Annotated in this window: 28 protein-coding genes; 27 read left to right on the top strand and 1 reads right to left on the bottom strand. The window is 37.9% G+C overall.

Annotation, left to right across the window (positions count from 1 at the left end):
• The first annotated feature begins 25 nt into the window (after positions 1 to 25).
• The 23 genes from J3U66_RS04345 to J3U66_RS04240 all read left to right on the top strand — a co-directional run bounded on the left by J3U66_RS04345 (position 26) and on the right by J3U66_RS04240 (position 17962).
• Complete coding sequence (locus J3U66_RS04345; RefSeq protein ID WP_267348112.1) at positions 26 to 706, top strand: endonuclease; 681 nt, start codon at positions 26 to 28, stop codon at positions 704 to 706.
• A gap of 171 nt (positions 707 to 877) precedes the next feature.
• Positions 878 to 1456: a hypothetical protein gene (locus tag J3U66_RS04340; RefSeq protein ID WP_267348110.1), complete on the top strand. Its 579-nt coding sequence runs from the start codon at positions 878 to 880 to the stop codon at positions 1454 to 1456.
• 167 nt (positions 1457 to 1623) lie between these two features.
• Positions 1624 to 1848 (top strand): phage holin family protein, encoded by a 225-nt coding sequence (locus J3U66_RS12890; RefSeq protein WP_416379719.1) that lies wholly within the window; start codon positions 1624 to 1626, stop codon positions 1846 to 1848.
• Positions 1808 to 2326, top strand: coding sequence for a lysozyme (locus J3U66_RS04335; RefSeq protein ID WP_267348108.1), 519 nt, complete (start codon positions 1808 to 1810; stop codon positions 2324 to 2326). The genes J3U66_RS12890 and J3U66_RS04335 overlap by 41 nt, the downstream gene beginning before the upstream one ends.
• A complete protein-coding gene (locus J3U66_RS04330; protein ID WP_267348106.1) occupies positions 2308 to 2772 on the top strand; it encodes a lysis system i-spanin subunit Rz in 465 nt (154 codons plus the stop codon). Before J3U66_RS04335 ends, J3U66_RS04330 begins: the two co-directional genes overlap by 19 nt.
• Complete coding sequence (locus J3U66_RS04325) at positions 2769 to 3107, top strand: HNH endonuclease (protein WP_267348104.1); 339 nt, start codon at positions 2769 to 2771, stop codon at positions 3105 to 3107. Before J3U66_RS04330 ends, J3U66_RS04325 begins: the two co-directional genes overlap by 4 nt.
• A 140-nt stretch (positions 3108 to 3247) precedes the next feature.
• Positions 3248 to 3712 (top strand): phage terminase small subunit P27 family, encoded by a 465-nt coding sequence (locus tag J3U66_RS04320; RefSeq protein WP_267332684.1) that lies wholly within the window; start codon positions 3248 to 3250, stop codon positions 3710 to 3712.
• Positions 3669 to 5408 carry a terminase large subunit gene (locus J3U66_RS04315; protein ID WP_267332685.1) on the top strand — a complete coding sequence of 580 codons (1740 nt, stop codon included), beginning with the start codon at positions 3669 to 3671 and terminating at the stop codon, positions 5406 to 5408. The genes J3U66_RS04320 and J3U66_RS04315 overlap by 44 nt, the downstream gene beginning before the upstream one ends.
• On the top strand, positions 5408 to 6622 hold the full coding sequence (locus J3U66_RS04310) for a phage portal protein (RefSeq protein ID WP_267332686.1): 1215 nt from the start codon (positions 5408 to 5410) through the stop codon (positions 6620 to 6622). Before J3U66_RS04315 ends, J3U66_RS04310 begins: the two co-directional genes overlap by 1 nt.
• Positions 6600 to 7253, top strand: coding sequence for an HK97 family phage prohead protease (locus J3U66_RS04305; protein ID WP_267332687.1), 654 nt, complete (start codon positions 6600 to 6602; stop codon positions 7251 to 7253). The genes J3U66_RS04310 and J3U66_RS04305 overlap by 23 nt, the downstream gene beginning before the upstream one ends.
• A gap of 13 nt (positions 7254 to 7266) precedes the next feature.
• Complete coding sequence (locus J3U66_RS04300) at positions 7267 to 8478, top strand: phage major capsid protein (protein ID WP_267332688.1); 1212 nt, start codon at positions 7267 to 7269, stop codon at positions 8476 to 8478.
• A gap of 40 nt (positions 8479 to 8518) precedes the next feature.
• Entirely contained in the window at positions 8519 to 8851 is a 333-nt protein-coding gene (locus J3U66_RS04295) for a head-tail connector protein (protein ID WP_267332689.1), read from the top strand.
• Entirely contained in the window at positions 8848 to 9186 is a 339-nt protein-coding gene (locus tag J3U66_RS04290; RefSeq protein ID WP_267332690.1) for a head-tail adaptor protein, read from the top strand. Before J3U66_RS04295 ends, J3U66_RS04290 begins: the two co-directional genes overlap by 4 nt.
• Positions 9179 to 9685 (top strand): hypothetical protein, encoded by a 507-nt coding sequence (locus J3U66_RS04285; protein ID WP_267332691.1) that lies wholly within the window; start codon positions 9179 to 9181, stop codon positions 9683 to 9685. Before J3U66_RS04290 ends, J3U66_RS04285 begins: the two co-directional genes overlap by 8 nt.
• The gene (locus tag J3U66_RS04280) at positions 9682 to 10263 is read left to right on the top strand and encodes a hypothetical protein (protein ID WP_267332692.1); all 582 of its coding nucleotides are present in this window, start codon (positions 9682 to 9684) and stop codon (positions 10261 to 10263) included. Before J3U66_RS04285 ends, J3U66_RS04280 begins: the two co-directional genes overlap by 4 nt.
• Positions 10253 to 10438: a DUF2635 domain-containing protein gene (locus tag J3U66_RS04275; protein WP_267332693.1), complete on the top strand. Its 186-nt coding sequence runs from the start codon at positions 10253 to 10255 to the stop codon at positions 10436 to 10438. Before J3U66_RS04280 ends, J3U66_RS04275 begins: the two co-directional genes overlap by 11 nt.
• A complete protein-coding gene (locus J3U66_RS04270; RefSeq protein WP_267332694.1) occupies positions 10428 to 11930 on the top strand; it encodes a phage tail sheath subtilisin-like domain-containing protein in 1503 nt (500 codons plus the stop codon). Before J3U66_RS04275 ends, J3U66_RS04270 begins: the two co-directional genes overlap by 11 nt.
• On the top strand, positions 11930 to 12292 hold the full coding sequence (locus J3U66_RS04265; protein ID WP_267332695.1) for a phage tail tube protein: 363 nt from the start codon (positions 11930 to 11932) through the stop codon (positions 12290 to 12292). The genes J3U66_RS04270 and J3U66_RS04265 overlap by 1 nt, the downstream gene beginning before the upstream one ends.
• Positions 12292 to 12597, top strand: coding sequence for a phage tail assembly protein (locus J3U66_RS04260; protein ID WP_267332696.1), 306 nt, complete (start codon positions 12292 to 12294; stop codon positions 12595 to 12597). The genes J3U66_RS04265 and J3U66_RS04260 overlap by 1 nt, the downstream gene beginning before the upstream one ends.
• 148 nt (positions 12598 to 12745) lie before the next feature.
• Positions 12746 to 14932, top strand: a complete 2187-nt coding sequence (locus J3U66_RS04255; protein WP_267348102.1) for a phage tail tape measure protein — start codon at positions 12746 to 12748, stop codon at positions 14930 to 14932.
• Positions 14932 to 16335: a DNA circularization protein gene (locus tag J3U66_RS04250; RefSeq protein ID WP_267348100.1), complete on the top strand. Its 1404-nt coding sequence runs from the start codon at positions 14932 to 14934 to the stop codon at positions 16333 to 16335. Before J3U66_RS04255 ends, J3U66_RS04250 begins: the two co-directional genes overlap by 1 nt.
• Positions 16332 to 17399 carry a phage baseplate assembly protein gene (locus J3U66_RS04245; RefSeq protein WP_267332699.1) on the top strand — a complete coding sequence of 356 codons (1068 nt, stop codon included), beginning with the start codon at positions 16332 to 16334 and terminating at the stop codon, positions 17397 to 17399. Before J3U66_RS04250 ends, J3U66_RS04245 begins: the two co-directional genes overlap by 4 nt.
• A complete protein-coding gene (locus J3U66_RS04240) occupies positions 17399 to 17962 on the top strand; it encodes a phage baseplate assembly protein V (protein ID WP_267332700.1) in 564 nt (187 codons plus the stop codon). The genes J3U66_RS04245 and J3U66_RS04240 overlap by 1 nt, the downstream gene beginning before the upstream one ends.
• Here the strand turns inward: J3U66_RS04240 and J3U66_RS04235 are convergent.
• Complete coding sequence (locus J3U66_RS04235; protein ID WP_267332701.1) at positions 17959 to 18453, bottom strand: hypothetical protein; 495 nt, start codon at positions 18451 to 18453, stop codon at positions 17959 to 17961. The genes J3U66_RS04240 and J3U66_RS04235 overlap by 4 nt on opposite strands.
• 61 nt (positions 18454 to 18514) lie before the next feature.
• Here J3U66_RS04235 and J3U66_RS04230 point away from each other — a divergent pair, with 61 nt between their 5' ends.
• The 4 genes from J3U66_RS04230 to J3U66_RS04215 all read left to right on the top strand — a co-directional run.
• Positions 18515 to 18895, top strand: a complete 381-nt coding sequence (locus J3U66_RS04230; protein ID WP_267348098.1) for a phage GP46 family protein — start codon at positions 18515 to 18517, stop codon at positions 18893 to 18895.
• Positions 18888 to 19955: a baseplate J/gp47 family protein gene (locus J3U66_RS04225; protein ID WP_267348096.1), complete on the top strand. Its 1068-nt coding sequence runs from the start codon at positions 18888 to 18890 to the stop codon at positions 19953 to 19955. The genes J3U66_RS04230 and J3U66_RS04225 overlap by 8 nt, the downstream gene beginning before the upstream one ends.
• The gene (locus J3U66_RS04220; protein ID WP_267348094.1) at positions 19946 to 20536 is read left to right on the top strand and encodes a YmfQ family protein; all 591 of its coding nucleotides are present in this window, start codon (positions 19946 to 19948) and stop codon (positions 20534 to 20536) included. Before J3U66_RS04225 ends, J3U66_RS04220 begins: the two co-directional genes overlap by 10 nt.
• The coding region (locus tag J3U66_RS04215) for a phage tail protein (RefSeq protein ID WP_267348092.1) at positions 20529 to 20961 on the top strand (433 nt) is incomplete at its 3' end. The genes J3U66_RS04220 and J3U66_RS04215, both read left to right, overlap by 8 nt.

The following is a 20961-nucleotide window of genomic DNA, read 5'->3' as shown; positions in this document are numbered from 1 at the left end:
AAGTTAAATATTTTTAAATGGATTTATGAAAAAGTTTCTTGTTACTCTGTTATTTATCCCGCTTCTTGCTCATTCAGCACAAAACTTCAATACAGCAAAAACAAAACTAATTCAGTTATACAAATTAAATCCCCAGCAAACCACATTTTATTGCGGTTGTGAATTCGCATTTAATAATAAAAAGGGTATCGTCGATTTCGCTAAATGCGGATATGAGCCAAGAAAGAATTTAAATAGAGCATCTCGTATCGAATGGGAACACGTTATGCCAGCTGAAAATTTCGGACGACATCTAGAATGTTGGCGTGACGGTGGGCGTAAAGAGTGCAAAAAGGATGCGACTTTTAATGAAATGGAAGGTGACCTACATAACTTACAGCCAGCAATTGGCGAAGTTAACGGCGACCGTTCTAATTATCGTTATTCACAGTTCACTAAAGAATTCACTCAATATGGACAATGCAAAACCGCAGTAGATTTTAAAGATAGAAAATTTCAACCTCGTGACGAAATAAGAGGCGTTATAGCTCGCACATATTTCTACATGTCAGATAAATACAATATCAATTTATCGAAATCTGAATATAAGCTAATGCAAGCGTGGGATAAGATGTATCCACCTAACGCTTGGGAATGTGAGCGCAACAAACTAATAGAACAAATTCAGGGTAATGATAATAAATTCGTTACTCAACAATGTAATTAAGCCGACGAAAGTCTTTTTTTAAAAGCCAAAATGCTTTCTTTAAAGTTGTTTATATATTATTCTGTAAATTCCCTTTTAGGAATGAGGAAGATATTGGTGCATAAATTATTAAAATCATTGTTTCTTATTGTTTTTACTCTATTTATTGTATCTTGCACACGAGAAAATTATATGCAAAAACAGTTAGAGGAAACAAATAAAATCATACAAGCTAGATTTTTAGCTAAGAGTCATTTTTACTCTGAGGTGGAACCTAAAGGTAATCAACCAAAGGCTAGAATTACTGTTATTCAAGTTGGATCTGGCGATTTTAACGCTAAAGGTTTATACATATACGAAGCTGGTAATAAATATGATTCAGGATATTTAGTTCCTTACCGATTTGGTGATGAAGGTATGGCACCTGAAGTTTCAGATATTCATGGAGTATCTGTTCCAGATGATTATCTAAAACCATTAAACCAAATTAACATTATACCTGATAAACCATTTATTTTTAATGTGTCTGTAAGTCGATATGATAAAGAAGAAGCAGGATGGTTTCATCCAGCTAGTATAAAGTCAGTCACTTGTAAGTGGAATGATAAAAAATTATTTTTTGTACCTAAAAGAGATAATGATTATTTGTTATCTATTGGTATTAAACCTGTGCAAGATAAAAAGTACCTTTGCATATTGAGACTACAAGAATGGGATAAGAACGCAAAAGAATATAAGAACACGCCTTTTATGCTGTATCCAGAAAAATAGTAAGTTTAATATTATATTTGAAACCGCCCTCAAAGCGGTTTTTTTATACCTAAATTTTGAGTATTCACTCATCACAGAATTGGTAGCAATGCTAGACACACACACGAGCGTTCACTCATTAGCTAGTACGCTACCCTCATTTAATTAAATCAAATCAAGAAATAAAAATGGATAAATATTCTTCACCCGTCTCATATTTCTGGGGGGCTATATGTACTCTGTTTGGCGCCCTGAGCCTGAATGATATTGCCGTTATTGTCGGTATTATTTTATCAATAGCGACATTTCTAGTTAACTGGTGGTATAAACGCCGAGACGCAAATCATAAAGAAAGGCTAAGGCAGTTTTATTATGAAAAACATAAAAAAGATAACGACGACTGCGATTTGTAGTGTTTCGGTAATTATCGGCATAGTCATAGCTAATTACTCAGATGAAATAAGAACAAGCAGGGCTGGGCTAGGCATAATCGGTAATGCTGAATCATGTGTACGAGAGCCGTATCATTGTCCTGCTAATGTGTTAACCGTTGGTATTGGCTCAACTAGTAATGTAGAACAAAAAATATATTCAGATGAAGAAATAGCAAAACGTTGGGTAGATGATATTAAAACAGCTGAGCGTTGTGTTAATCGTTACGCTAATGGTTTTCATCTTCCGCAACCAGTTTTTGATGCTGTTACGTCTATAACATTTAATGTTGGTTGCACAAAAATGCGCGCGTCAACAATGTATAAATATTTGAATACGGGTGACTATAAATCTGTGTGCAATGAGTTCCCGAAATGGAATAAGGCAGGTGGTAAGGTGTTAAATGGGCTGGTTATCAGACGCGAAAAGGAAAAGGCATTATGTCTAAGTGGAATATAGCTTTTGTCGGTGCATTATTATTTGTTAGTTATTTTGCATTCAACTGTTGGCAAGATGAAAGACTTGCAGTAGCAAGAGAAAATCAAATAAAAATAGAATTTGAACAATATAAGCAGAGCAATAATGCCGTTAAACAACTGGAATTAAATATCATTGAGACAATACAAAATGGTCAAGCCAAAACAGACGCTTTGCGCAATGATGTTGATAATGGTCTTATCGAGTTGCGCGTCCAAGTCGAAACCATCGAGCGAGATAGTACCGCCACCAGCAATATTGCTAACAAAGCCTTACGACTTGCACGAACTTCTCAACAAGATTATTACAATCTCTCCAACGCAATCGAGTACAACAAAGTAATAATTGAAGGTTGGCAAAAATACTATTGTAAAGAGATTGCACCAAAGAACAATACTGAATTTATGTGCAAAGGGTTAGAGCGATGATAAACGTATATAACAATCATCGTTGGCGTAAAGCTAGGCAGACATATCTACAGCGTAACCCATTTTGTGTCATGTGCCTAAAGCAAGGCAGGTATGAACCGGCCACAGCGGTAGACCACATTATCCCCCATAAGTTAGAACAAGCATTAATATCTAAAGACCCAATCAAGATAAAGAAAGCCCAGAAATTATTTTGGGATTCATCAAACTATCAGGGCTTATGTAGTACTCATCACTCAAGCACTAAACAACGTATTGAGAATAGAGGAATAGAGATAGGATGCGATGTTAATGGTATGCCTTATGGTGGACATTGGGTTAATGATAAAAAATAACTTATTGATTAATAATATGTTAATTAATATACATAAATAGGGGGAGGGGGTGCTTAATTTCTACAACTTTTTGCCTTCCAAACCGCCCACCCTCATTTTTGTGCAAAATCGCGAATTGAAATCTTTTTTTTGGAGTCCTTATGGCAGGTCGAAGACCAACCCCAACCCCACTTAAACTGGTGACAGGTAATCCCGGTAAGCGACCTTTAAATAATAAAGAGCCTAAACCTAAAGGGGGTTACCCTGATATCCCACCTCATTTTAATAAGCAAGCTCAAGGCATTTATCTTTGGCTGTGCGATATGTTAAATGACATGGGCTTATTAACAGTAGTTGATGGGATCGCAATTGAACGCTTAGCAAAATGTTATATCGAAATTTTAGAATGCGACAAAGTTATAGATAAATTTGGGCAAGTGCAAGAGGTTGTGAATACACAAGGGGAATTAGTTTTGAAGTCTAATCCTGCGGTAGCTCAACGGGCAGATGCTGACAGACGATTACGCGCTTGGATGATTGAGTACGGTTTGACCCAAGCATCAAGATCAAAGGTAAAAGTAAATGGCAAAGAGGAAGAAAACGAACTCGACCGATTCTTCGGTTGATAAAGCAACTCAATATGCCATTGATGTAACATCAGGAAAAATTTTAGCGGGTCCAGACATAAGGAATGCATGCAAAAGACATCTGGACGATTTAAAAACCGCAAAAGAAAAAGGTTTAGTTTGGGATACTGAATCTGCTCAGCGAGCGGCAGATTTCTTTGAGAAGGTACTTAAGTTAAATGGCGGAGAGTATGAAGGTAAGCCTTTTGTACTACTACCGTGGCAATACTTTATTGTCGGCTCATTATTTGGGTGGAAAACATTAGACGGTTATCGCCGTTTTCGCATGGCATATATTGAATCAGGCAAGGGTTCGGGTAAATCGCCGTTAGCCGCAGGGATAGGGCTTTATTGTTTAATGGCTGATAACGAGCCGAGAGCAGAAGTCTATGCTGCAGCGACAAAAAAAGATCAGGCAATGATTTTATTTCGTGATGCTGTTGCCATGGTTGAGTTGTCCCCTGATCTGGATAAGCGAATAAAAAAATCGGGTACTGGTCAGAATGTTTGGAATTTAGCCTACTTACAAAAAGGGGCTTTTTTTAGGCCTATATCTTCAGATAACGGACAATCAGGCCCGCGTCCTCATTGTGTATTAATTGACGAAATTCACGAACATAAAACTAACGAAGTCGTTGAAATGATGCGCGCCGGCACAAAAGGGCGAACTCAAGCAATTATCGTAATGATAACAAACTCAGGTCATGATAAAACAAGCGTTTGCTATGAGTACCACGAGTATGGGCGCAAGGTTGCAGAACAAACATTAATTGATGATGCATTCTTTTCTTTTATTTGTTCATTAGATGAAGGAGACGATCCGCTTACTGATGAATCGTGTTGGCCAAAAGCTAATCCTTCCCTCGGGCATACATTCACGCATAAATATTTGCGTGAGCAAGTTACGCAAGCAAAAGGGATGCCTACAAAGGAATCCATTGTAAGACGGTTAAATTTTTGCCAGTGGGTTGAATCAGCTAACCCTTGGTTGGCTGCTGATATTTGGATGGGCAATGAACAAGATTTTGATATTAATGAGTTAATTGGTGAGGAGTGTTACGGAGGACTTGATTTATCAGGTACGCGTGATTTAACCGCATTGTCTCTTTATTTCCCTAAGCATAAAAAAGCCTTTACTGAATTTTGGACACCGCAAGAAACATTATTAGATAGGGCCAAGTCCGATCATGTTCCCTATGATGTTTGGGTAAAACAAGGTTATTTATTTGCAACTCCCGGACGTGTTGTTGATTATGATTATGTTGCTAATCGTCTAGGTGAGTTAAAAGCTAAATTTAATATTATTAATTTGGCATTTGACCCCTACAGAATTAAGTATTTCCAAAAATCACTGGATAATGCATCCATTGATATTGAAATGACATCACATGGGCAGGGGTTCTATAAGTCTAAAGATAGTGGTTTATGGATGCCACATTCTATCGAACTGCTAGAAAAAGATATTACAGAAAATAATATCATTATTAAATTCAATCCTTGCTTGCGGTGGAATGCAGCAAGCGCAGTCCTCGAATCTGATAACAAGGAAAATAAGGTCTTTGCGAAAAAGAAAAGCTCCGGGCGTATCGACGGCGTTGTATCTTTAGCTATGGCCAGAGGATGCGCCGACGGTGCATCAGAACCTATGAATAATTTATCAGAACACATCTTAAACGTAGGAATACGGTCATTATAATGAATATATTTAACTTATTTAAGCGCAAAGGGGAATCGGTTTCCACTTCTCAAGCACCACCTAATTACACAGGTTTTTTATTTGATACATATGCAGGTCGGAGGGTTAGTCCAGCTCTTGCTATGCAATTAACTGCTGTATTCGGTTGTGTTCGTGTATTAACTGAATCTGTCGGGATGTTGCCTTGTTTTTTATACCAAGCAACAGATAGCGGACGCAAGAAAGCACCTAAAGAAAAACTCTACTCACTTTTATATGTAGCCCCTAACAACTACATGACCCCCCAAGAGTTTTGGGAATATATGATCGGCTGTTTGTGTTTAAGAGGTAACTTTTACGCATATAAAGTCAAAGTATTTGGTGAAGTAGTCGAATTACTCCCTCTTTTGCCCGATAGTGTGCAGCCGAAATTAAATGATAAATGGGAACCAGTCTATCAAGTCACATTCCCAGACGGCTCTTGTGATGTGCTTTCTCAAGATGAAATTTGGCACGTGCGTACGTTTTCGACGGACTCATTGGTTGGATTAAGCCCTATTAGTTATGCGCGTCATGCAATCGGGTTGGGTTTGGCTACCGAAGAACACGGATCGCGACTATTTAGTAATGGCGCAGTTTCAAGCGGTGTATTGCAAACCGATCAAGTATTAACTGATGAAGCATACAAAAGGTTGAAAGAGAACTTTCAAGAACAACATCAAGGGCTAGAAAACGCGCATAAGCCGATGATTTTAGAAATGGGCCTTAAGTGGAATAACATCAGTATGTCTGCCGAAGATGCCCAGTTTTTAGAAACCAGAAAATTTCAGCTTGAGGAAATATGCCGAATATTCCGCGTGCCGATGCATATGGTCCAAAACACCGACAGGGCCACATTCAATAATATTGAAAATCTCGGTATGGGGTTTGTTAATTACTCATTAGTGCCGTATTTAACTCGCATTGAGCAACGCATCAACATTGGACTCGTCAGTAAAGAAAAACGAGGTCAATTTTATGCCAAGTTTAACGTCGGGGCGTTATTGCGCGGTGACATGAAATCTCGCTACGACTCATACGCAACAGGCATTAATTGGGGCATTTTATCGCCGAATGAGTGCCGTGATTTAGAGGAGCGCAACCCGCGTGACGGTGGCGATATCTATCTTACCCCAATGAACATGACTACTAAACCACAGGATAATAACAAAAATGACATTAAAGAAATGCATTGATGTGTCACTTACAATTAAATCAATTACCGATAGTGGCGAATTTGAAGGCTACGGTTCGGTTTTTGGTGTTAAAGATTCTTACGATGACATTGTAATAAAAGGGGCTTTTGCAGAATCACTTAAGCGATGGAATGAAAAAAAACGGATGCCTGCCCTACTTTGGCAACACAACACCCAAGAACCAATAGGTATTTATAAGGAAATTTTTGAGGATGATCAAGGACTGGTAGTTAAAGGGCAACTGCTAATTGATGATGACCCACTCGCAAAACGAGCTTACGCTCATCTGAAAGCTGGCTCTATAACTGGTCTATCAATTGGTTATGTCCTAAAAGATTGGGAGTATAACCACGAAAAAGAAGCTTTCATGCTAAAAGAAATTGATTTGTGGGAAATTTCATTAGTTACATTTCCTGCAAATGACGAAGCACGCATAAGTAATGTGAAAAGCATATTGGAAAAAGGGGAAATTCCTTCACCAAGAGATATAGAAAGAGTACTGCGCGACGTTGGACTCTCCAGAACTCAGGCAAAAGCGTTTATGTCTGAGGGATATTCTTCACTAAAACAGCGAGATGCTAGTAATGGCGAGGAAAACGCATTAAATATTTTAAAATCAATTTTTAACTAGGAGATTATATATTATGGCAGTAGATCAACAAGATGCCGTGCAGGTCGCGCAGGAACTTAAACAACGATTTGAAGAATTTAAGTCTGTAAATGATCAGCGATTAGAAGCAATCACACAAGAAAAAGGGAAGTTAGCTGGTCAAGTTGAAACGCTAAACGGCAAATTATCTGAATTGGATAATTTAAAAACCAATCTTGAAAACGAGCTTGCTGAGTTTAAACGCCCAGCAGGAGGAAATAAACAAGCCTCAGCACATAAAGAAGCGTTCGCAAAATTTATTCGCAAAGGCGACGATCAGGGGCTAGCGGAGTTAGAACAAAAAGCAATGCAAACTGGCGTTGATGCAGACGGTGGATATGCCGTTCCTGAAGAATTAAACACTGATATTTTATCCGCCTTACGTGATGAAGTCGTGATGCGTCAGGAATGTAATGTTATTACAGTTGGTACACCTGAATGGAAAAAACTAGTCAATAAAGGCGGCATTTCTAGTGGCTGGGTGGGTGAAACCGATCCGCGACCTGAAACTGGTACACCTCAATTTGGCGTAATTACTCCTGTATGGGGTGAAATCTACGGTAACCCGTACGCTACACAAACCATGCTAGATGATGCATTTTTCAATGTTGAGTCATTTATTACAGACGAGTTAACGCAAGAGTTTGCCGAAAAGGAAGAAGCAGCGTTCACTTTAGGTGATGGCGATAAAAAACCAAAAGGCTTTTTAACTTATGCAACTGATGCAAAAGATGATAAAACCCGCGAGTGGGGTAAATTGCAAAATATCACATCAGGTGCAGTAAAAGTAATATCTTCTGATGATATTGTGAGTCTTATTTATACTTTGCGCAAAGTCTATCGTAACGGTGCTAAATTTATGATGAACAATCAATCATTGTTAGCAGTTCGTCTACTAAAAGATGATAAAGGCAATTATATCTGGCAACCAGGATTGCAAGTTGGCCAACCATCATTATTGTCTGGCTTCGCTGTTGCTGAAAACGAGCAAATGCCCGATATTGGTGATACATCAGGTAAAGCTCCAATTGCATTTGGTAATTTTAAACGTGGTTTTTATATCTTTGACCGTATCGGCATTCGCATGTTACGCGATCCGTATACTAAGAAACCATTTGTCGGGTTCTACACTACAAAACGTGTTGGCTCAATGTTAAATGATAGTAACGCAATTAAGTTGCTTACAATCAAAAAATCAGGTAGCTAATGTTAAGCCCTCATAACGAGGGCTTTTTTATGAGGTAATTATGGCAGATCAATCTTATAAATTTCCCACCTTAGACGAGATAAAAAATCAATGTCGTATTGATAATGATGATGAAGATAATCTGTTGAATATCTATCTTAAAGCCGCTATCAGTAGAGCGCAAAATTATACAAATCGCATATTTTATGAAGATAAAATTCCAGAAGATGCTAATTCTTCGGCAATGTTGGTTGAACCAGATGTAAAAATAGCGATTTTATTAGCTGTTGGGTATTGGTACCAACAACGAGAAGATGTTACTAGCGAACAGTTATATTCCGTTCCTCTTGGGTTCAATGCATTATTAAACTCTTATAGGTATATCCCGATATGATTCATGCTGCAGGAAAACGGAATCAAAAAATATTAATTCGCCGAAGATTAGATATTCCAGTTGGTTTTAGTGAAGTTGATACCGAATATTCAAAAGGTATTTACAAATGGGCTAAAGTTACGCAACCCAACTCATCAACTTATTTCGATTCAATTCAGACCCAGAATATAATCACCCATTACTTTGAAATAATTGCAAACGATCGAGTACCTATATCTATTGATTATGAGGTTGTTTGGAATGGGTCGATTTATAAAATCAAGCGATGTAGATGGTTAGATCATTCTAAGAAATATTTATTATTGGAATGTGAGGAGATTTGTGCTAATGAGTAATCCAGATTATAACGTTCACGTCGATTTTAATTTAGTTGAAGTTGCTGAACTTGACCGGAAAAAATTGCGTAAAACATTCGTCAAGATCGGTAAGAAAATTCAAGCAACATCACGAGCTTTAGTTAGCAAAAAACAAGTCTCTCAAAGTGGAGAATATCCAGGTTTTCGAAGCGGTAAATTAAGTCGTTCAATCGGTTATAAAGTTCCAAGGCCAACATCACGTAGACCAGGATTAATGGTTATAGTTATGCCAAATGTTAAAGGCGGCAGTAACATGGAAAAGCTGATGGGGGCATATTATCCAGCCTTTTTATTTTATGGTGTGCGACGTAACGCAAAACGAGGGAAAAGTCATAAAAAAGGGGCATCAGGTGGGACGCCATGGCGGATTGCTCCACGAGGGAACTTCATGATTGATGCATTAAATAAAGAATCGTCGTGGAGTAAATACACGTTAGCTAAAGAACTCGTTAACTCTATGAAGCAGGTTAAACAATGAAATTATCAAATATTGTTCAAACTTTACGCCAATTAAGTCCTAGTTTTGAAGGTCGTATTGGCGGCGCTGCTGAATTTTCAGCTATTAAAGATGCCGCATTTTTGAAATTACCAGCAGCTTACGTTGTACCACTTGACGACAGAGCAGAGGATAACAAATCACAAACGGATTATTGGCAAGATGTGACAGAGGGGTTTGGTGTCATTGTTGTATTAAAGCCATTAGACGAACGAGGCCAACATGAGGCCTATGATATTGTCGAAGATATTAAAGCCGAACTCTGGCGAGCCTTACTTGGGCTAGAAGTTTCTCCGGCCCATCATCCAATTCAATATGATGGTGGTGACTTACTTGATTTAGATCGTGGCAGAATTTTTTATCAATTTAATTTTAGCGCTGTGCGTGAAGTAGGATTTGAAGATACTCGTCAATATTTCGATTTGAATCCGACAGAAAACTATAATCCTTTAAATATAGGAAAGTTCAACACATTATCAGGGACTTTAAAAGATACTGATTCATCAGTAACCGTTAATTTTGAACACAATAATATCTATGAGGGTAACAATGATAATTAAACCAGTGAGTGGCAAGCAGGTATATGACCCCAATAGCGGAGATTATTTACCAGCAGACGGTCGTAATGTTGAGTTTAACCAATACTGGGCAAGACGACTAACAAATAACGATGTTGAGGAAGTTAAAAACATCAAAGTTAAACAAGAAAAAAAGGTACAAAAAAATGACGATTAGTTTTAATAATATTCCGAGTAATATTAGAGTGCCGTTGTTTTATGCTGAGGTGGATTCATCTGCAGCTAATACAATTCAAGATACTGGAGCATCATTAATCATTGCTCACCCGCTCACTGATAGCCAAATTGAACGTAATAAATTAGTTATTATGCCATCAGCAGATCAGGCTAAAAAGTTAGCAGGTCGAGGTAGCCAATTAGCAAGAATGGTTGAATCATTTCGAAATGTCGATAATTTTGGTGAGCTTTATGTAATTGCCGTGGAAGAACCAACAACAGGGGCTAAAGCAACTGGCACAATACAAATACTTGGCACAGCTGAAGAAACTGGCACATTAAATTTATATATTGGTAACACTAAAATTCAATCGCGCGTGACCATTTCTGATACCGCCGAAAATATTGCAAATGCCTTAAATAGTGTAATCAATGCTAACCAAGATTTACCAGTCACGGCAACAGTTACAGACAGCACAGTAAAGCTGACTGCAAAAAATAAAGGGCTAAACGGTAATGATATTCCGCTATGCATTAACTATTACGGCGCGGTTGGTGGTGAAGAAACACCGGACGGATTAAAAATTACTATAACTCAAATGCATGGTGGAACTGGCACTCCAGATTTAACGCCGGTTATTGCTGCCATGGGTGACAAACTCCTTGATTTTATCGCATTCCCATTTAATGACTTATCATCTTTGGCAACATTTAATCATGAAATGGATGATACTACGGGTAGATGGAGCTATGCGCGCCAATTATATGGACACGCTTATACCGCTAAAAAAGGCGATTTATCCGAACTTGTCGAATTTGGTGATAAATTAAATTACCAACATATTACTGTCGCCGGTTATGAGAAAACTATTCAAACGGGTATTGATGAATTAGTTGCGATGCGAACTGCTCGTAATGCCGTATTTATTCGTAACGATCCGGCTCGCCCAACACAAACTGGGTTATTAAATGGAGCATTACCAGCATCTGATAGTAATCAGTTTACGCTAACTGAACAGCAATCATTATTAAGTCATGGTATTGCAACAGCATATGTTTCAAGTGGTAATTTATTAATTCAGCGAGATATCACCACATATCAACGTAACAGTTATGGTGTAGCCGATAATAGTTATTTAGATAGCGAAACACTACATACACTTGCATATATATTGCGCAAATTACGCAGTGTGATAACTACAAAATATCCAAGGCATAAACTTGCTAACGATGGTACAAGATTTGGTGCGGGGCAAGCGATTATCACACCATCAATTGCTAAAGCTGAAATCAACGCAAATTATCGTCAACTTGAATTAATGGGGCTAGTTGAAAACTTTGATTTATTCAAAAAGAACTTAATCGTTGAACGAAATATTAACAATCCTAACAGACTAGATGTGTTATTCCCACCAGATTTAGTTAACCAATTACGCGTATTTGCCGTACTGGCACCGTTTAGATTGCAATATCCACAACAGGAGACAAACTAATGTCGAACCGACGAGTAGGCGGAACAAGTTTTGTAAAAGTTGATTCCGAACAATTATCTTTGACTGGCGGTATTGAAGTGCCGATGAATACAAATGTTAAAGAAAGCATTATAGGGCTTGATGGGTCAGTCCATTATAAAGAAACATATCGAGCACCTTACATAAAAGGTACATATAAAATACCTGCTGATTTTCCAATTGATAAAATAACATCAAGCGATTCCATGACAGTTACTACAGAACTAGCCAATGGCAAAGTTTACGTATTGTCTAATGCTTGGGTTAACGGTGAAGTTAATCACAATGCCGAAGAGGGTACAGCAGAAATCGAATTTCACGGTGAAGAAGGATTTTATCAATAATGAAAGAAATTAAATTATCACAGCCGATTCCAGCACACGGCAATGAGCTACATGTGCTGGAATTAAAAGAGCCCACCGTTAAAGATATCAAAAAGTTAGGCTTTCCGTTTGACAGCAATATGATCGGAGACCCAAAAAAAGTCGCAGATTACATTGTTGCGCTAGGTAACGTTACACCTAGTTCAGTTGAACAACTGACACCTTATGATTTTTTAATGATCACCGGTGAAATTATGATGTTCTTCGGCCCAAAGGAGAAGGCAGAGAATACAGCGGAGGAGGAGCAAGTGACAACAGCGGAATAATCACAATCGAATATCTTGTAAACCTTTGTTTTGATCTCGCCAAATATTGGCAACTCTCCCCTTTTTACATCATAGAAGAACGTTCACTATCAGAAGTATTTGAATTAGTAGAACAGGCAAACCGCATAGAAAACAGTAGGGAATCATAATGGCAGGCTTTAATTTAAAAGCTGTGGTGACGTGTGTTGATAAACTGTCGCCGCAGTTAAATACAATGAAAGGCAAACTTGAAAAGTTTCAGAAAACCATGAATAAATCAGGGTTTGGGAAACTTGGGTTAAAGGATGCTGTTACTGGACTTGCTATTTCTGCGCCCTTCGTTAAAGGTGTGAAAGATGCAATGGCGTATGAAGAAGTCATGGCTGATATTAGAAAAGTTGTTGACTTTGACACGCCGGAGCAATTTAAGCAAATGGGGCAGGATATTCGTGAAATGTCGCTTCAATTGCCAATGGCTGCTAAAGACATCGGGGCCATTGTCGCTGCTGGTGGCCAAGCCGGTATACCAAAAGACGATTTAAAACAGTTTGCGGAAGATGCTGTAAAAATGGGTATCGCGTTCGATACTACAGCAGAAGAAGCGGGCAGCACCATGGCGACATGGCGAACGGCTTTAAAAATGACTCAGGGCGAGGTCGTTAGCTTATCTGATAAAATTAACTTATTAAGTAACACACAAAATGCAAAAGCAAGAGATATTTCAGATGTTGTATCGCGGATTGGTACTCTTGCTGCACAATCCGGTGTCGGTGCTGATAAATTGGCAGCATTAAGTTCAACCATTATTGCCACCGGTACAAATACCGAGCAGGCAGCAACAGGTATTAAAAACTTTATGCTGACGCTAACATCGGGCAAAGCTGCAACAGCAAAACAACAAAAAGCATTACAACAACTAGGATTCACATCAACACAAATTGCAAAAGACATGCAAAAAGATGCCGAAGGGACGATTATGAAGGTGCTTGAATCGCTTGGTAAAGTCTCAGCAGATAGACGAGCAGCAGCACTAACAGTGCTTTTTGGAAAAGAAAGTGTTGCAGCAATTTCACCGTTGCTCAACAATATTGATTTGTTAAAAGCTAACTTTAACCGAGTTGGTGATGCAGCACAATATGCGGGTTCAATGCAGAAAGAATATGATTCACGTTCAAGTACAACAGCTAACAAGTTGCAGCTTTTTAACAATGCATTAATGAATGTTAGCTTATCCATTGGTGATGCGTTATTACCAGCATTCACAGAGTTACTTGAAGAATTGCAACCGCTAATAGTTGAATTTGGTCATTTTATTCAAGCCAATCCTGAACTTGTAAAAATGGTGGCGATGGCTGTAGCTGGACTAATTGGCTTAAGAGTTGCTTGTGCAGGTGTAAATATTATTGTTGGTACACTTTCAACTAGCATCACGGTCTTTAATGGAATATTGAAAGGTGTCACTTTAGCAACAAAACTATTTACATTTGCACAAATAGCGTTATCAAATGCATTTAAAATTGTTCGTATAGCGTCTTTAGCTTTGACCGCTGTCATGGCTATGAACCCAATCGGTCTTATCATGACAGGTATTGCTGTCGCTGCAACATTAATCATCACATATTGGGATGATATAGTTAAGTTCTTTCAGTGGTTGTGGGGTGTTATTAAGCCTTACGTTATGCCAATAATCAATTTCTTTATTGAAGGGTTCAAAGTTGGAGCTTCTTTTATTGTTAATGCTTGGGGTGCTGTTAGTAAATTCTTTAGTGGATTATGGTCAACAATTAAGCCTTATGTTATGCCTATTATTGATGTCTTTATTGCTGGGGTTAAAGTTGGCGCAAGTTTTATTACAAGTGCTTGGGGTGCTGTAGGTAAGTTTTTTTGTGGTTTGTGGGAAACTATCAAACCGTATGTCATGCCCATTTTCGATGTGTTCATTACTCCTTTAAAAGCAGCAGGCGATCTTATTCCAAAATTGTGGGAGAAAGTGCAAAATTTCTTTAAAAAATTATGGGATAACGTAAAGTCGGGTATTCAGCCGCTGCTTGATTCGTGGACCTATTTATTTGGTGATAAAGAAAAAAATATCAAAGTAAATGTTGACACATCGAGCTTGCCAAAAGAAATGACAAGACCAATGGTTATGTACCCATACTATGAAACACCACAACTGCCAATGAATAACTTTTCAAATAGCAATACAGCAAATCGTAATAGTAAAGGCGAGTTAGTTGTTAAGTTTGAGAATGCGCCACCGGGGACTATAGTAAAAGAAACAAAGCAATCTAAAGGCTTTGCTAAAGCTGATGTTGGATGGAGTCCTTTTACGAACTTCAACTTCGGGAGCAATTAATGATCTGGTTAAATAATTTATTGCCGGCCAGTTTTCGCGGTGTACCATTTCAAGTTAACGGTGCATCATCAGAATTTGGGCGGCGCAACCAAACGCACGAATACCCGTTTAGGAATGTACCCTATACCGAAGATATGGGGCGTTCCGCACGCAGGAATAAAATTGATGCTTTTCTAATTGGTGACGATCACAAAGAACAAGCGGAAAAACTTGTAGAAGCAATCGAAGAAGAGGGTGCGGGAACATTAATACACCCTCTCCTTGGTGAACTTAATGTCAATATTGTGGGTACCGCTACAGTAAGTAACTCAATTGAAAATGGTCGAATGAGTGTTATTTCATTTTCATTTGTCGAAGCTGGTGAATTAATATTCCCCGATTCATCTGTTGCTACTGACGATGTAGTTAATGAAAATGCGGATAACGTGGATCAGGAGTTGTTAGATGCCTTTGAAGATTTTGATCTTATTGATGCACCTGATTTTATTCAAGAGAATATTCTTGATAACACCGTGTCAATTTTGGACGGTATAGCTGATACATTTAATACAATAACTCCATACGTTAGAGATGCAGTAAAAATAATGAATGGTGATTTATCGCCGATTCTTGGTGCAGGTGGTTCATCAATAGTTAACTCAATGAAAAATGTTTGGAGAAGTGCAACAAGATTTACCAATTCAGTGAAAGGTCTTATATCAAGGGCCAAAGTTTTTACTGGCACATCATTTGTTAAAAATTTATCACCGGTTGGAATATGGACAACTGATAGCAGATCAACAAAACAAACCAAAAAAAACCAAAATATAATTAATACTGCAATACGTGTTACGGCATTAACTGAAGCATCACGAACAATTGCATCATTACCTAAGCAAACTAAAAATGATGCACTAAAAAAAGCGTCATCGTTTCCGCCAATTTGTCTTAGCCCTGTTGCAAGTTCTACTGTAAATAGTGCAGATGGGAGTTTTAATTCACATGAATTAATTGAAAATTCTCAATCACAACAACAGATAATAAATAGAACTAGTAACGCCAATACTACAACGACTGTAAACAGTGGAAATACGGTAAAAAATAATACAATTTCTTTTGATGATTTACTTGAAATTAAAGATGCTATTAATACCTCATTTGATATTGAGCTATCACGAACACAAAATGATAAATTATATGTAGCGTTAGTTAAATTAAAAGCTGCAGTTAATCAAGATATCAATGAACGATTAGTTAAAATTGAAAAGACTATTGTTTATATTCCAACTGATGTATTACCAGACCTAGTGTTATCTCATTATCTCTATAACAACTCTAAACGTTGTGACGATATATCAACGCGCAATAACATTTTACATCCCGGTTTTGTTCCAGTTCGAGAATTAAGAGTACCTAAGCCATGAATAATGTTTTTTTAAAAGTTAATCGTAAGTATTTCGGTGGGTGGACCGATATTAGCATTTCGGCAGGTATTGAACGGCTTGCAAGAGATTTTAATGTCACTATCACACGGCAATGGCCGTCATCTGGTGATGAATCAGAAACCAAAATAGCTGTTAAAAATGGCGATCTTGTCGAGGTTTTTATTGATGATGATGTGGTTTTAACAGGTTATATTGAAGCGTTACCAATCAGATATGATGCGAGTTCTATATCGATGGGAATAGTTGGTCGGAGTAAAACGGCTGATTGTGTTGATTGTAGTGCAGTACCAAAACAATATAGCGGAAGTTCAACAGTTCAAGTTATTCAGGATTTAGTTAAACCATTTAAGCTGAATGTAATTAATCAAGGCGGTGATGCAGGCTCTCTTAGTATTCAAGCTGATCAAGGTGACACCGTTTTTGATGTCATTAGTAAAATAATGGGCATGCAACAGATTATTGTATTCGATGATGAGCAAGGACAAGTCGTAATTGGTGATATCGGTTCAGATGAAGCAAAGACGGCGTTAGTATTAGGTAAAAATATCTTATGTGCGAATACTGAAAAAAGTATTAAAGATCGTTACTCAGATTACTTTGTTTCAGGGCAAAGTGTTGGTGATGATGAAAACTTTGGACAGGCAACGCTAGCGTCAGTTCGAGCATCAACTAAAGATGAAGGTATTCTACGTTATCGTCCTTTAATTATTAAACAATCAGGAGATTCAAATAACGGTACTTGTCAAGATCGTTGTGAGATGGAAAAGACTTTAAGGGCAAGTAAAACCAGAGAAGTTACATACACGGTTCAAGGTTGGCGACAGGGTGATGGAACGCTATGGAAACCGAATCAAATGGTTGTCGTTGATGATCCGCTACTGGGTTACGATAATGAAAAGCTGGTTATTGCCGAGGTTAAATACAGCTTAAGCAGTCGCGGAACGTTATGTGAATTAAAAGTAGGTCCCGTTGAAGCCTATTTGCCTGATAAGAAGAAAACCAAGAAGAAAAAAGGTAAGAAAGCCGATGGCGAGGTATTTTAATGCGTAAAGTTTTAAATAAAATAATGAACCTTGTATCTCGTGGCTATATCACATTCAGTAATAGCGCAAGCAAATGCCAGACGTTGCAAATCAAAATGTCGGGCGGTGAACAAAAAAGTGATGTCGAGCATATCGAGCCGTACGGTTTTACGTCACGTCCGCTTGACGGAGCAGAAGCGGTAGCGTTATTTTTAGACGGCGATAAGTCGCATGGTGTGATTCTTGCTGCTGGCGATCGTCGTTACCGTATTAAGTCGCTTAAAAAAGGTGAAGTTGCTATTTACACTGACGAAGGTGATTACATTATTTTTAATCGCAATAATGAAATCAATGTAAAAACTAATAAATTTATTGTGAATGCTGATGATGCAATAGAGTTAAATACAAAAAGCTTAACAGTTAACGCATCATCAGGAACACAATTTAATACACCATCATTAAAATCGTCTGGAGAAATAGAGGATAAAACTAGCACTATTTCAGATATCAGAACCGTTTATAATGGTCATACACATAACGAAACAAACACGGTAACACGCAATCCAAATCAAAAAATGGGTTAGTTTGTATAGACGTTTAATTCAAAGGGGACAAATTGTGCCTTTATTCTGTCAAAATAATACGTCATTTCAAAAGGCGCATCTTTTGCTAATACCCACAGATGTCCCGCTTGTTTTAAAGCATCGTCTTTGGATGCCAGTTTAGGCTGTAACATCCTCATTACAGAATATGTTGAACACAACATACCTTGTCGTGCTTGTTCATTTTTTGCATTGCCAGTAGATGTTATTTGTATGTTGGTTAATTTATTTTTTTCGTTAATTTTTAATATGACAGTAAACGTAACGTTACCTAGATTAAATTCTTGATAACCGTTTGCACCATCATTTATTAAACGCAACTCATCTACTTTCATTTCTGCACATTGTGGAATTGTGTTGAAGTATTTTTTTATCCCTTTATCAAACTGTTTAGCGGTCAATGGTAATTCTTTTTGCTCTGCGTTTGTAGCACCTGCCAACAGAACCAAAGCTAACAAAGATAATTTTTTCATTTTTATTCCTTAATGTGTGAGTTTAATAATGCTTATAAAAGTTAATGACAGATTGATTTCAATGTCATCACATACAAAGCCACTTTATCGAGCTTTAATAATTTCGCTATTCACATGGCGACGAAAAAACGCCAGTGATGATTCAGAGCACCCTTACGGTTGGTGGGGTGATTCTTACCCTAGTATAGCAAATGACAAAATTGGGTCACGCCTTTATTTATTGGCTCGCTCAAAATTAACCAATCAAACAGCAAACTTTGCAAAAATTTATATAAAAGAGGCTGTGCAATGGATGATTGATGACGGGATAGCTTCTCGAATAGATGTTTCAGTAAAGCGAACAGATTTAACCGTTTTAGTTGCTACTATCAATATTTACAAAAAAGATGGAAGTAACGAAGAATTTAGGTTTGACAACTTATGGAGTGATATTAATGCCTAGTGGATTTTCAAGACCGACTTTACCAGATTTAATCACAACTATTCGCAATGATTTATACGCGCGTTTAGCCGTCGATGACGAATTAATTTCATTACGTCGCAATGACCATGATATATACGGTCGAGTTATAGCGGGGGCCACACATGTGTTATTAGGCTACATTGAAAACATGGCCAAAAACATTTTACCCGATCAAGCAGATGAAAATTGGCTAATTCGGCATGGTAATATGAAGCGTTGCTATCGTAAAGAACCAACGGCGGCAATTGGTTATGTTCGATTTGATGAAGTGGCTGATGGTATTGTTATTAATAAAGACCAAAAGGTCAAGCGTCAAGTTGATCAGTGCACGTATACAGTTACGAAAACAACGACATCAACAAATAATGTTTTAAGAGTTCCGGTAGTTTGCGATGAGGTGGGTAAAAAAGGTAACTGTGATGATGGTACAAGCATGTCACTTATTACACCTGTAACTGGATTATCGTCAACATGCTTTGCTGATTCTATCGAGGCTGGAACCGATATTGAAGATTTAGAATCGTTTAGAAAACGCGTTATCGATAGATGGTATTATACGCCTCAAGGCGGAGCAGACCAAGATTACGTTCAATGGGCGAAAGAAGTACCGGGAGTTACAAGAGCTTGGTGTTATCGTCACTGGGCGGGAACCGGTAGTGTAGGTCTACTGGTCGCAAATAGCGACCCGGTTAACCCAGTTCTGGATAATACAACAATTCAAAGTATTAAAAAGCATATCGAGCCATTAACTCCTGTCGCCGGCTCGATGTTGATTGTGTTTTCACCTGTTTTGAAACCTATCAATTTTAAACTGATGGTAACACCTGATAATCCCGAAATTCGTTACCAAATTGAACAGGAACTGAAGTCATTTTTATTGAGAGAAGGCACACCACAAACGACCTTGTTCAAATCAAGGATCAGTGAAGTTATTAGCGCATCGTTCGGTGAGTATGCTCATGAATTATTCTATCCGAACAAAGATATCTTTATAGAAAAAAATGAAGTAGCGGTATTTGGGGGTATTGAATGGATATAGAAAAACAATACCAAAGTATGGTCGGTAATTTATTGCCCTACGGTCCCGCTTGGGATAAAACAGAGCCAATTCTTTTATCACTTGCATTAACACTATCAAAAACTCATCTTCGTATTGATGATTTAATGAGAGAAATAGACCCATGCACTACAACTGAACTTATCGACAGATATGAGCAAATATGTGGTCTACCCGATAGTTGCTATTCAGAGCAATTTCAGACGTTAACTACTCGACGAAATCGACTAGATTCTAAACTAAATCTAACAGGCGGAATAAACAAAGATTTTTATCTCCAAATATTAGCTATTAATGGCTTTCCAGATGCGACCATTACAAATTATAACAATGATGTTTTTACTTGCGAATCATCATGCGAAGATCATTTGTACGATGAAGAATGGCGCTATTACTGGATAGTTAACATACCTCATAACTATCAAATAACAGAAATGACATGTGAGGATAGCTGTGATTCATATCTGAGAACGTGGGGTGATAAACAAATTGAATGCATAATTGAAAAGTTATGCCCATCGCACACCCATGTTATTTTTAAATACGGAGTAATAAATGCATAGAATTGACACACCAACAGCCCAAAAAGATAAGTTTGGACACGGAAAAAACGGCTTTACTCGAGGGAATCCTCAAACCGGCACCCCGGCAACACAAATTGATTATTCGTATTGTGACGCTATTCAAGAAGAAATTGCTAATGTTATAGAGTCAAAGGGAGTAACGCTTGATAAATCAAAACATGATCAGCTCAAGCTCGCAATTCAACAGTATGTTATAGATGGTAAAGTACAATTAAGCTCAGCAACGAATAGTACAGCGGAAGACCAAGCAGCAACGCCTTTAGCAGTAAAAAATACTTATGATTTGGCAAGTTTAATCATTGATACGTTTAGACCACTGGATTTTGAATCTGTAATATTTTCACCGGATAAGATGTTTCATGCTGTTGTGAGAAATGACGGCGTTGTTGGACTATATAACTCAA

Origin of the sequence: Gilliamella sp. B2969 (assembly GCF_026536195.1) — a bacterium.
Lineage (GTDB): Bacteria > Pseudomonadota > Gammaproteobacteria > Enterobacterales > Orbaceae > Gilliamella.
Note: the sequence above shows the minus strand (reverse complement) of the source record. Positions and strands in the feature narration are given on the sequence as shown.